Raw genomic sequence first — 11,885 nt, forward strand, 5'->3', positions numbered from 1 at the left:
ATGCCCTCCCTTGAAATGGCTCGGCACTGCGGGAATGATGCTCGGGAGATCCGGCGATCGGCCGCCGTGTCGAGTAGGACTCTGGGATTGAAAGGGATGCCCGCGTGTCGCTTAATGGGACTGGTCGGCTTCGCCTCGGATAATCTAGCCCAGTTCGCCGAATATTGTCTTCATCACCCGCCGGAGTCTCTACAGCCGGGCCCGCTCGTCAGTTTCCACCTGCCCTTGACAGCCCACGCGGATCGAGAACCGATTCGCCGAAGCATTGCTACGGAGAGTGTGAACATGCAGACGCCCAACCGCCGGAAATACCCCAGTGTCGTCGTCACCTCCCTGGCTGCGACCACCTCGATCGCGGGAGACGTCGACTCGACGTGGAAGGGGCTACTCAACGGCGAGAGCGGGATCGACGTCCTCGAGGACAGCTTCCTCGACGACTTCGGCCTCCCCGTCCGGATCGGCGGGCACCTCAAGGTGTCGCCCACCGACCAGTTGTCCAAGGCGGAGGCTCGCCGCCTGTCCTACGTCGAGCAGATGGCCGTGGTGCTGTGCCGCGAGGTCTGGGCCAACGCCGGATCCCCGGAGGTGGACAAGGATCGCCTCGCCGTCTCCATCGGCACCGGTCTCGGCGGTGCGGAGATGCTCATCACCACCCGCGACAAGCTGATCAACGGCGGCTACCGGAAGGTGTTGCCGCACACCGTGCAAGCCGTCATGCCGAACGGCGCGGCCGCCTGCGTGGGTGTCGAATTGGGCGCGAGGGCTGGCGTGTCGACGCCTGTTTCGGCGTGTTCGTCCGGTTCCGAGGCGATCGCGAACGCCTGGCGCACGGTCGTCATGGGCGATGCCGACATGGTGGTCACCGGGGGCGTGGAAGGTTCCATCCAGGCGCTGCCCATCGCGGGCTTCTCCATGATGCGCGCCATGAGCACCCGTAACCACGACCCCAAGGGCGCCTCCCGCCCCTTCGACATGGAACGCGACGGGTTCGTCTTCGGTGAGGCCGGGGCGCTCATGGTGATCGAGACCGAGGAGCACGCCAAGGCGCGCGGGGCCACCATCCACGCCCGCATCATGGGCGCGGGCATCACCTCCGACGGGTTCCACCTGGTCGCCCCCGATCCCGAGGGCACCGGCGCGGCCCGCGCCATGAGCCGCGCGATGGAGTTCGCGGGCCTGGCCAAATCCGATGTCACGCATATCAATGCGCACGCCACCGCCACCCCGATCGGGGATACCGCGGAGGCCAACGCGATTCGGCAAGCGGTCGGCAATCATGCCGCGGTGTACGCGCCCAAGTCCGCGCTCGGACATTCGATCGGCGCGGTCGGTGCGCTGGAGTCGGTCATCACCGTGCTCAGCGTGCGGGACGGAATCATCCCTCCCACACTGAATCTCGAGAATCAGGACCCGGAGATCGACCTCGACGTGGTGAAGGGCCAGGCTCGGCCGGGACGCTACGAGTACGCGCTCAACAACTCGTTCGGCTTCGGCGGGCACAACGTCGCCATCGCTTTCGGCAGGTACTGACCCTCTGCTAGAGTCCCGAAGCCCCCAGCTACATTCGGGCTTTCGTGTCGATCTTTGTTCGGTGTCACTGCGCGGTTCTGACGGACCGCGAGCTGAAAAAGGATAGGGAATGATCGGCGAGACCTTCGATGACTATCTGGACGAGCACGGCCACATCAAGATCCCTGACAACCAGACCATGGTCGACCTGGTCGACAAGCATGCCGCGGCCAACGGGGACGAGCTCGCCTACCGCTATATCGACTATTCACGCGAACGCGACGGGGAGTACCACGACATCACGTGGAACCGCTTCGGCGTCCGGCTGCGCGCGGTAGCCGCCCGGCTGCAGCAGGTCACGCAGCCGGGGGACCGCGTCGCCATCCTGGCGCCGCAGGGCCTGGACTACATCGTGTCGATGTACGCCTCGGTGTACGCGGGCAATATCGCGGTGCCGCTGTTCGATCCGGACGAGCAGGGCCACACCGACCGGCTCCACGCGGTGCTCGAGGACTGCAACCCCGCGGCCATCCTGACCGTCGGGTCGGCCGCGGCCGGGGTGCGCGAGATCTTCAAACACCTGCCCGCGCCGCAACGTCCGCGCATCATCGCGGTCGAGGCCATCCCGGACGGGGTGGGGGAGAGCTGGGTGCGCCCGCACCTGCAGATGGACGACGTCGCCTACCTGCAGTACACCTCCGGATCGACCCGCACCCCCGCCGGTGTCGAGATCACCCACCGGGCGGTCGGCACCAACCTGCTGCAGATGATCGACGCCATCGGCATCACCGAGAAGGCGCGCGGCGTCACCTGGCTGCCGCTGTTCCACGACATGGGGCTGCTGACCGTCATCCTGCCCACCCTGGGCGGCAAGTACATCACCATCATGTCGCCCAGCGCCTTCGTGCGCCGGCCGCACCGCTGGATCAAGGAACTGGCCGCCCAGGAGGACGGCGCCGAGATCTTCGCCGCCGCACCCAATTTCGCCTTCGAACACGCGGCGGCGCGCGGATTGCCCAAGCCCGGTGAGGAATTGGACCTGTCCAATGTCATCGGCCTGATCAATGGCAGCGAGCCGGTGTCGGTGACCTCCATGCGGAAGTTCAACGACGCCTTCGCCCCCTACGGCCTGCCCAAGACCGCCATCAAGCCCTGCTACGGCATGGCCGAGGCCACCCTGTTCGTCTCCGCCACCAAGCGCGAGGACGAGGCCCGCACGGTCTGGGTGGACCGCACCAAGCTCAATGCCGGGCGCATGGTGGAGGTCGACGAGCACGCGGACAACGCTGTGTCCCAGGTGTCCTGCGGGTACGTGGCGCTATCGCAGTGGGCGGCCATCGTGGATCCGGAGACCGGCGCGGAGAAGCCCGACGGCGAGGTCGGCGAGATCTGGCTGCACGGCGCGAACATCGGCCGCGGCTACTGGGGCCGTCCCCAGGAGAGCGAGGCCACCTTCCACAACCGGATCGTCGCCCGCCAGCCCCGGAGCCACGCCGAAGGCGCCGAGCCGGAGGCGAACTGGATGCGCACCGGTGACTTCGGCGCGTACTACGACGGCGAGCTGTTCATCACCGGCCGGGTCAAGGACCTGGTCATCGTGGACGGGCGCAATCACTACCCGCAGGATCTGGAGTACTCCGCCCAGGAGTCCAGCACCGCGCTGCGGCCCGGATTCGTGGCCGCCTTCTCGGTCGCGGGCGACCAGCTGCCCGGCGAGCTGGTCACGGTCAACGGCTCGGATCCGGCCACCGGCGCCGAGCAACTGGTCATCGTGGCCGAACGCGGAACCGGCGCGGCCAAACTCGATCCGGAGCCGATCACCGAGACCGTGCGGGCGGCCATCGCCAAGCGGCACGGTGTGACCGTCCGAGACCTGCTGCTGGTGCCCGCGGGGTCCATTCCCCGCACCTCCAGCGGCAAGATCGCGCGCCGCGCGTGCAAGGCGGCCTATCTGGAGGGCACCCTCCGGGGCGGCCATCGCCAGCAGGCCTTCCCCGACCACGTCGACTGATTCCGGCGCGCGTTGCCGAGGGGCACACCGGTGGTGGTGTGCCCCTCGGCGTGTCCGGGGGTGTTCAGGTGTCGAGCCGGACCGTGGTCGCGGAATCGGCGGGGCGGGCGGCGTGTTCGGCCAGCGCGCGGGCTGCGGCGTTCAGGCGGGCGCGGGCCTCGGTGTCGGTAACCGATCCTTCCGGTCCGACGGCGCTCTGCAGAACCGTGATTCGGCCGCACGCCGCCTCGACCAGTTCGGCACCGACATAGCCGAGCACCGTGCGCAGCGTCGCCACCGCCGCCTCGCCGCGGCCCTCGTAGGCGACGTTCACATAGGCGACCGGCTTGTCGCTGAGATCGGCATTGCCGACCGTCCACTCCAGCAGGTTCTTCAGGCTGCCGGGGATCATGCCCGCGTATTCGGGGGTGCAGAACAGCACCGCGTCGACCTCGGCGAACTGCCGGTGCAGGTCCTCGACCACGGGCGGTTCGGGATCGGCGCCGGGCACGAAGGCGGGCAGGTCGAGCAGGCCCCCGTACCGGACGGCCACGAAATCGGATCCGGCGTCGGCCGCTATGGTGCGCAGCGCGGCGGTATTGGTCGAGGCCTCACGGGTGCTGCCGGAGACCAGCAGGATGCGTGGAATGGTCACGGCTTCGGCAACCCGCGGCGGGGCCGGAGTATTTCGGGTGATCTGGACGGTTGTCTCGTATGCGCCGTCCCACCGACTGGGAGTTGTTGTGACAACAGGTGTCGTTATCTCGCATAGTGGGTATGGTTTCGATCAGCCGGACTGTCCGGGACAGCTGATGCCCCCTGGATCCGGTTGTGCGACAACTGCATAACGCGAGTTAGTGCGAGAAGGGCAGGCAACGATGACTGCGAACGCCAACCGCTTCGATGAGGCGGCGGTCGGTGCGTTCGGACCCGGCAGACTGCTGGCCGCCGAACCGATGACGGCGAGAATGCTGCCCGGACTGAAACTGCCCGCGCGCGCCTGGCGCATCAGCTACACCTCGACCACCGCCACCGGAGCTCCGACGCAGGTCAGCGGCACCGTCCTGGTTCCGAACACGCCGTGGCGCGGTCCCGGCCCCCGCCCGCTCGTCGGCTACGCGGTCGGCACCCAGGGTTTGGCGAGCACGGTCGCCGCCGCCTCCTGGCAGCTGCGCTTCGGCGTCGAATACGAGTCGGTCTTCCTGCGTGTCGCCCTGAATCGCGGCTGGGCCCTGGCCGTCACCGACTATCCCGGACTCGGCAATCCCGGCCTGCACCCGTACGTGATGGGCCGTGCCCTCGGCCCCGCTGTCCTGGACAGCGTTCGCGCCGCGCGGCATGTGACCGGAGCGGACCTGGATCCGGACGGTCCGGTCGGCATCTACGGCTACTCCGAGGGCGGCAATGCCGCGGGCTGGGCCTTGCAGCTGGCGCCCACCTACGCCCCCGAGCTGCGGATCGCGGGCGGCGCGGTCGGCTCGGCCCCCGCCGACATGCTCGACATGGTGAAGTTCCTGGACGGCACGCCCGCGGCGTTCCTCCTCTTCTACGGCGTCCTCGGCATCGAGGCCGCCTACCCGGAACTGAACGTCCTGCGGCACCTCAACACCCAGGGCCGCGCCCTGGCCGCGCTGTTCCGCCGCACCCACATCGCCGCCGCCGGCCTGCTCGGCGTCGGCGCGGGCCTGCTGGTCCCGACCCGCGTCTCCACCTACTGCCACCGCCTGCCCTTCGAGGTGCCCGAGGTGAAGGCCCGGCTGCTGGAGAACCGGCTCGGCGGAATCGCGCCCACCGCACCGGTGCTGGTCGCGGGCGGCACCGCCGAGCAGGTCATCCCGTATCCGCAGGCCGTGCGGCTGGCGGAGGACTGGACGGCGCTCGGCGCGGACGTCACCATGCGAACCCTGAAGGGCCGCGAGCACATCGGCGGCGCGATGGCCTTCGCCGGACCGGCCATGCGCTTCCTGTCCGAGCGGCTCGCCGAAGACGCCGCCGCGCCCGCGCTGCAACGCGGCGCGTAATCCGCGACATCGCGAAGGGCCGGGATCCGCATCGGATCCCGGCCCTTCGTCATATCCGGTCTCAGCCCGCGACACCCCAGTGCAGGACGCGCGAGGTGAACAGCACCAGCCCCAGCGACACCACCGCGACCGTCACCAGCCCGACCACCGCGACCACGAGCGGCCGCCAGCCGGTCCGGGCCAGCTCACGAATATTGGTGTTCAACCCGACGCCCGCGAAGGTCAGCAGGAACGCCCACCGAGACACATTGGCCAGGTTGGTCGTCTGCTGCTTGGACAGCCAGTGGAAGGTGGCCACCGCCGACACCGCCAGGAAGCCGAGCACGAACTTCGGGAACTTGGACCACACGAACGCCGCCTTGGCCCGCACGCCCGGCGCGATCGCATCGGCCTCGCCCCGCGCGGCCCAGTAGGCCGCGAATCCCAGCACCACGAACCCGATCAGCGCGTTCCGCGTCGACTTCACCAGCACCGCGACCTTGCCCGCCTCATCGGAGAACAAGTACCCGGTGGCCGTGGTCTCGGCCGTATTGTCGACCGCCAGACCGGCCCACAACCCGAACTCGTGATCACTGAGCCCGATCGCGTGCCCGAGCGGCGGCAGCGCGAACAGCGCGACCGCGCCGAGCGCCAGAATCGCCGCGATGGCATAACCGACCTCGGAGTTCCGCGCCCGAATCGCGCCCTTCCCCGCGATGATCGCCGACACCCCGCAAATCGAGGTGCCGATGGCCAAGAGCGACCCGAGCTTCCCCGACAGCCCCAGCCACCGTGCCACCGCGAGAATGATCGCCCCCGACACCGTCATATCGATCAGGATCTGCAGAAAACTGGTCCCACCCAGCTTCGCCACATCCCCGAGCACGAACCGCGACCCCAGCGCCACGATCCCGATCTTCAGCCAGAACTCGTACGTCCCCACCCCCGGCCGGAAGATCGGATGCAGCCCAACGGTATTGGTGATCACCAGCCCGATCAGAATGGCCCACAGCACGAACTCGATATCGGGAACAGTCCAATGCTGATGCTTGGCGGCACTGTTCCACCAGATCTGCGCATACTTCCCGAGCACGCCGACCGCGATCAGCAGCACTACACCCGGAACGTAACCGAGCAGCCGCGCGAGCGTCAGCGGCCCCGAAGGCTGATCGAATTCCTCCGCACCGGAACCGGATCCGACCTTCTCACCCGTGTTGACAGCGATGTCACTCATCCCGTCACCACGGAATCTTCGGCAGCACGCCGAGCACAGCGAGCGCGACCACCACGCCCGACACGATCACGGACCACCAGTCGGCCCCGAGCCGCCCGAGGGCATCCAGCCTCGACGACGGGGGAGTGGGACTGTTCACCAGGAACCTCCAGGTCATAACGCGATACAGCGTCGTGAACTATGAGCCCACCGGAGGTTTTCGGACACCCTTGCACTCGCCCTGATTCCAGGTCTTGTGGCCGAAAGTGTGGATTTTGTGGCCGTCGGTCTGTCATGTGGTCATATCCGCTGGTCGTAGCGTCGGGGTATGCGATTCGACTACGACGTCATCGTGATCGGCTCCGGGTTCGGGGGCAGTGTGAGTGCGCTGCGGCTGACCGAGAAGGGGTATCGCGTCGGCGTGATGGAGGCCGGGCGGCGGTTCGAGGACCATGAGTTCGCGAAGACGTCCTGGCGGCTGCGGCAGTATTTGTGGGCTCCGGCGTTGGGGTGCTTCGGGATTCAGCGGCTGGCGCTGTTGAACGACACGTTCGTGATGGCCGGGGCGGGGGTGGGCGGTGGCTCGCTGGTGTACGCCAACACGCTGTACGAGCCGCCGGACAAGTTCTACGCGGACCGGCAGTGGGGGCACATCACCGACTGGAAGAGCGAGCTCGCGCCGCACTACGACCAGGCCAAGCGGATGCTGGGGGTGACGGCGAATCCGGCGACCACGCCTGCGGACCGGGTGCTGCGGGACGTGGCGGACAGTATGGGGATCGGCGACAGTTATCAGGCCACGCCTGTCGGCGTCTTCTTCGGCGGGGCCGGTCGGCGTCCGGGTGAGGATGTGCCGGACCCGTTCTTCGGCGGGGCCGGGCCGAGCCGGCGCACCTGCACCCATTGCGGCGAGTGCATGACGGGGTGCCGGCACAATGCCAAGAACACCCTGGTCAAGAACTATCTGTATCTGGCCGAAAAGGCAGGGGCCGTGGTGCATCCGCTGACCACGGTCACCGATGTGCGGCCGTTGAACGGCGGCGGGTACGCCGTGGAGACGGCGCGCACCGGGCGGCTGTTCCGTAAGCAGCGGAGCGAATTCACCGCCGAACAGGTGATTTTCGCGGCCGCCTCGCTGGGCACGCAGCGCCTGCTGCACCGGCTGCGGGACAAGGGCTCGCTCACCGGGATCTCCGATCGGCTCGGTTATCTGTCCCGCACCAACTCCGAGGAGCTGCTCGGCGTGCGCAGCCGCGACCCGCAGGCGGACTACACCAAGGGCGTGGCGATCACCTCCTCGATCCACCCCGACCACGACACCCACGTGGAACCGGTTCGATATGGCAAGGGCAGCAATGCCTTCGGCGTCATGAGCACCCTGATGGTCGACGACGAGGGCGATACCCCGCGCTGGCGGCTGTGGCTACGGGCGGCCCGCCGCCACCCCCGTGACGCGGTGCGGGTGCACAATTCCCGCCACTGGTCCGAGCGCACCATCGGCCTGCTGGTCATGCAGTCGGTGGACAACTCCATCACCACCTACACCAAGCGCGGGCCCTTCGGCCGCCGCATGACCACCAAACAGGGTGACGGCCAACCCAACCCGACCTGGGTACCGGCCGGACACGAGGTCGCCCGCCGGGTCGCCGACGCCGTCGACGGCATTCCGATCGGCGCGAGCTCGAGCATCCTCAAGATTCCGATGACCGGTCATTTCCTGGGCGGCTGCGCCATCGGGGACTCGCCCGCCACCGGCGTCGTGGACGCCTACCACCGCCTCTACGGCCACCCTGGCCTGCACATCGTCGACGGCTCCACCATCTCGGCGAACCTCGGCGTCAACCCGTCGCTCACCATCACCGCCCAGGCCGAACGCGCGATCTCCTTGTGGCCCAACAAGGGTGAGCCCGATCCCCGCCCGGAGCCGGGTGCGGCCTATCGGCGGATCGACCCGACCGCACCGCGCAGTCCCGTGGTCCCGCCCACGGCCCCGGCCGCGCTGCGCCTGCCGATCGTGGAGATCACGATGCCCCGGGTCGACGTGCCGGGGATATAGCTTCCGGGAAGCGAGAGTTCCGGAAAACACGAAGGGCGGGCGCGAAACATGCGCCCGCCCTTCGCATTCGATCAGAGCGCCAGCAGACGCGCCTTGGCCTCGTCGTACTCGCGGATCAGCCGCTCGACCAGGTCGGCGGCCGGGAGGACCGCGTCGACCGAGCCGATGCCCTGGCCCGAGCCCCAGATGTCCTTCCACGGCTTGGCGCCGGGCGTGGTCGAATCCGATTCGCCGGTGCCGAAGTCCATGGCCGACGGGTCGGACTGGCCCAGGTTGTCGGGGTCCATGCCCGCGGCGGTGATGCTGCCGCGCAGGTAGTTGCCGTGGACGCCGGTGAACAGGTTGGAGTAGACGATGTCGCCCGCGGCGGAGTCGACGATCATCTGCTTATAGCCGGGGACCGCATTGGCCTCGTCGGTGGCGATGAAGGCGGAGCCGATGTAGGCCAGGTCCGCGCCCGCGGCCTGCGCGGCCAGGATGGACCGGCCGTGCGCGATGGACCCCGACAGCAGCAGCGGCCCGTCGAACCAGTCCCGGATCTCCTGGACCAGCGCGAACGGCGACTGCGGCCCGGCGTGCCCGCCCGCGCCCGCCGCCACCGCGATCAGGCCGTCCGCGCCGCGCTCGACGGCCTTGTGCGCGAACACATTGTTGATGATGTCGTGCAGCACGATGCCGCCGTAGGAGTGCACGGCCTCGTTCACGTCCGGGCGCGCGCCCAGCGAGGTGATGACGATCGGCACCTTGTGCTCGACCACCGTGGCCAGGTCCTCGTCCAGCCGGTCATTGCTCTTGTGCACGATCAGGTTCACCGCGTAGGGCGCGGACGGCCGGTCCGGATTGTCGGCGTCGTGCTTGGCGAGTTCCTCGTTGATCCGCACCAGCCACTCCTTGAAGAGCGACTGCGGGCGCGCGTTCAGCGACGGGAACGAACCCACGATGCCGGCTTTGGACTGGGCGATCACCAGTTCGGGCCCGGACACGATGAACATCGGGGAGGCGACCGCGGGCAGGCGCAGGCGCGAGGACAGGATGGGCGGCAGGCTCATGAACCAGATTCCTTCATCAAGGGGTTACCCGACGAACCTTACTCGTCGGTAATAACTCACGCCGCGCGGGTTTCGGCCAGCCGGTCGTGGCGGGCGTAGCTGTGATCGGGCCGGTTCGCGCGCACGATCCGGGCGTGCATGCGCTCGGTGATCCGGCGTCCCACGGTCTCGCTGAGCCGGGTCGCGCCCGGGATGATCCGGCGCGGAACCTCCAGCGCCCCATTGATCCCCGCGGTGGCGAAGATGGCCGCCATGAAGAACCGGCTGCGCGGCATCTCCAGGAAGTCGGCATTGGTGCGGCCCACCATGATTCGGCCGTAGGACGCGGCGTAGAGGGTGTAGGCCCGGCTGATCAGGCGGGAACGCAGGTCGCGGCCGTCGAACCCGTAGATGCTGCCGAGCGCCGAGATGAGCGCCTTGGACAGTGCGCGCGAATCCTCGTCGGGCAGGAATTCGTAGTCGGCTTGCAGCCACAGCAGCCGCCAGGTGTCGGTCTCGTCGGCCGGCACGACCTCCGGGTCGAGTCCGATCAGATGCCCGACGTAGCGCCACAGGTGGTAGACGGCCGCTTTCTCCTTGCGGGAGAACGTGAGTCCGACGGTATTGCAGCCCGCGATGGTGGCCAGCGAGAAGAGCATGAGGGTGCCCGCGGTCAGCGACTGGTTCACCGGCTCGTCCCACTGCTCGTAGTCCCAGTCGGGCCGCTGCTTCATTCCGGCGCGGACCTGCGCGTGCATGATCCGCACCCGCACCGTGTTCTTGAACCCGGGCGCGAACCGCTCGAGCCCGCCGCGCGCGGTGGCGTCCATCCACCAGCCCACGGTCTCGGCGACCCGGCGCGGGGCCATGTTCCGCGCGGACAGGCCGCCGGTGCCGATCAGCACCTTTCCTGCGCGGGAGGCCAGATAGCCGCCATTGAGCGCGAACATGGACAGCGCCAGATTGGTCGCCCACGGACCGACTCGTCCGCTGACCCGGGCGGCGAGGTCCAGCTTGTCCCGGTCGAGCCAGAACGGCAGCGAATCGAGTTGTGCGAAAAGGGCTTTCAGTTCCGTGGGTGCGTCGGGCACCTGGTCGATGCCGCGTTCCAGGGCCGTCTCGAACATGGCCCGGCCCTGTCCGGTGGGCAGTCGCTTGAACATGGCGACCACGTCGTCGGCCAGCGGATCGCCCAGGGCGGTGAATTTCCGGTACGCCGCCTGCTGTTCGGGGGTGGGCCGGATATCGCCGGGGCCGAGAACCTTGACCCCGAAGTTGAAGGGGAACTCCCGGAAGATCACCGGATCGGGCAACTCGGAACGCGTCATTGCGTGCCTCCTGGGTGCACTGAGTTTCTGGTGAAGGATGTCACCAGAACTTTGGTGATAGTCTTCACCAAACTGTGGGGGCATGGCAAGAGACAGGGCGAAACCGTGGAAACACCTCGTGGGCGCTACGCCGGGCTCAGCGCGGACGAACGCCGGAACCAGCGCCGCGAACGCCTGCGCGAGGCCGCCCTCGAAGCCATCGCCGAGGAGGGCATCGCCGGTCTGAAGGTGCGCGCCCTGTGCGCCCGCGCCGGTCTCAACGACCGCTACTTCTACGAGACCTACGGCCACACCGACCGGCTGCTGTTCGAGCTGGCCGACGAGCAGCTCGCCGAGGTCGTCGGCGCGGTCATGACCGCCATCACCACCGCGCCCGCCGACACCCGCGTCCGCCTGCGCGCGGTGGTGGAGGCCGGGATCACCGCCATCGCCGACCATCCGGCCCGGCGCCGGCTCACCATCGACATGCAGCTCACCGACGAATTGCGGCACCGCAGAACCGAACTCGTCAATGTCGTCGCGAACGTCATGCTCGACCAGGGCCGGGAACTGCTCGGCGAGGAGGCGGTCGCGGGCCTGCACGCCGAGCTGTCCGCCCGCACGGTCGCCCACGGCGGCCTGGAGATCCTCACCGAATGGCTGCGCGGCGAACTGGCCATCGACCGCGCCCAGCTCGTCGACTTCCTGGTGGCCATGATCCTCACCGCCGCCGAGATCACCACCACCGTGCAACGCGAAATGGCCGCCGGCTGACGATGTTC

General features: G+C 68.3%; 10 protein-coding genes. 5 read left to right on the plus strand and 5 right to left on the minus strand.

Features of this window, described 5'->3' with window-relative positions; genetic code table 11:
• The first annotated feature begins 285 nt into the window (after window positions 1-285).
• Window positions 286-1,530: a KasA/KasB family beta-ketoacyl-ACP synthase gene (locus tag ACQP06_RS06580; protein ID WP_433671206.1), complete on the plus strand. Its 1,245-nt coding sequence runs from the start codon at window positions 286-288 to the stop codon at window positions 1,528-1,530.
• 109 nt (window positions 1,531-1,639) lie between these two features.
• The gene (fadD32, locus tag ACQP06_RS06585) at window positions 1,640-3,520 is read left to right on the plus strand and encodes a long-chain-fatty-acid--AMP ligase FadD32 (protein WP_433671208.1); all 1,881 of its coding nucleotides are present in this window, start codon (window positions 1,640-1,642) and stop codon (window positions 3,518-3,520) included.
• A gap of 64 nt (window positions 3,521-3,584) precedes the next feature.
• On the opposite strand, the gene ACQP06_RS06590 is transcribed toward fadD32, so the two are convergent.
• Entirely contained in the window at window positions 3,585-4,154 is a 570-nt protein-coding gene (locus tag ACQP06_RS06590) for an NADPH-dependent FMN reductase (RefSeq protein WP_433671210.1), read from the minus strand.
• Window positions 4,155-4,377: 223 nt separating this feature from the next.
• On the opposite strand from ACQP06_RS06590, the gene ACQP06_RS06595 reads away from it, so the two are divergent.
• Window positions 4,378-5,520: a lipase family protein gene (locus ACQP06_RS06595; protein WP_433671212.1), complete on the plus strand. Its 1,143-nt coding sequence runs from the start codon at window positions 4,378-4,380 to the stop codon at window positions 5,518-5,520.
• Between the two features lie 61 nt (window positions 5,521-5,581).
• On the opposite strand, the gene ACQP06_RS06600 is transcribed toward ACQP06_RS06595, so the two are convergent.
• Window positions 5,582-6,652 (minus strand): YeiH family protein, encoded by a 1,071-nt coding sequence (locus ACQP06_RS06600; protein ID WP_433673253.1) that lies wholly within the window; start codon window positions 6,650-6,652, stop codon window positions 5,582-5,584.
• A gap of 85 nt (window positions 6,653-6,737) precedes the next feature.
• Window positions 6,738-6,872 carry a hypothetical protein gene (locus tag ACQP06_RS06605; RefSeq protein WP_433671214.1) on the minus strand — a complete coding sequence of 45 codons (135 nt, stop codon included), beginning with the start codon at window positions 6,870-6,872 and terminating at the stop codon, window positions 6,738-6,740.
• A gap of 168 nt (window positions 6,873-7,040) precedes the next feature.
• Here ACQP06_RS06605 and ACQP06_RS06610 point away from each other — a divergent pair, with 168 nt between their 5' ends.
• Window positions 7,041-8,768 carry a GMC oxidoreductase gene (locus tag ACQP06_RS06610; protein ID WP_433671216.1) on the plus strand — a complete coding sequence of 576 codons (1,728 nt, stop codon included), beginning with the start codon at window positions 7,041-7,043 and terminating at the stop codon, window positions 8,766-8,768.
• A gap of 71 nt (window positions 8,769-8,839) precedes the next feature.
• Here ACQP06_RS06610 and ACQP06_RS06615 read toward each other — a convergent pair whose 3' ends face one another.
• Window positions 8,840-9,817: an NAD(P)H-dependent flavin oxidoreductase gene (locus ACQP06_RS06615; protein WP_433671218.1), complete on the minus strand. Its 978-nt coding sequence runs from the start codon at window positions 9,815-9,817 to the stop codon at window positions 8,840-8,842.
• A gap of 56 nt (window positions 9,818-9,873) precedes the next feature.
• A complete protein-coding gene (locus ACQP06_RS06620) occupies window positions 9,874-11,124 on the minus strand; it encodes an oxygenase MpaB family protein (RefSeq protein WP_433671220.1) in 1,251 nt (416 codons plus the stop codon).
• Window positions 11,125-11,229: 105 nt separating this feature from the next.
• Here ACQP06_RS06620 and ACQP06_RS06625 point away from each other — a divergent pair, with 105 nt between their 5' ends.
• A complete protein-coding gene (locus ACQP06_RS06625) occupies window positions 11,230-11,877 on the plus strand; it encodes a hypothetical protein (RefSeq protein WP_404204776.1) in 648 nt (215 codons plus the stop codon).
• Window positions 11,878-11,885: the final 8 nt, after the last annotated feature.

It is taken from the genome of Nocardia sp. CA-136227 (assembly GCF_050955695.1).
Lineage (GTDB): Bacteria > Actinomycetota > Actinomycetes > Mycobacteriales > Mycobacteriaceae > Nocardia.

Excerpts from the sequence above, each read along its gene's own strand:
- ACQP06_RS06580 (WP_433671206.1), top strand. The coding sequence starts at position 286 with ATGCAGACGCCCAACCGCCGGAAATACCCCAGTGTCGTCGTCACCTCC.
- fadD32 (WP_433671208.1), top strand. The coding sequence starts at position 1,640 with ATGATCGGCGAGACCTTCGATGACTATCTGGACGAGCACGGCCACATC.
- ACQP06_RS06595 (WP_433671212.1), top strand. The coding sequence starts at position 4,378 with ATGACTGCGAACGCCAACCGCTTCGATGAGGCGGCGGTCGGTGCGTTC.
- ACQP06_RS06610 (WP_433671216.1), top strand. The coding sequence starts at position 7,041 with ATGCGATTCGACTACGACGTCATCGTGATCGGCTCCGGGTTCGGGGGC.
- ACQP06_RS06615 (WP_433671218.1), bottom strand. The coding sequence starts at position 9,817 with ATGAGCCTGCCGCCCATCCTGTCCTCGCGCCTGCGCCTGCCCGCGGTC.
- ACQP06_RS06620 (WP_433671220.1), bottom strand. The coding sequence starts at position 11,124 with ATGACGCGTTCCGAGTTGCCCGATCCGGTGATCTTCCGGGAGTTCCCC.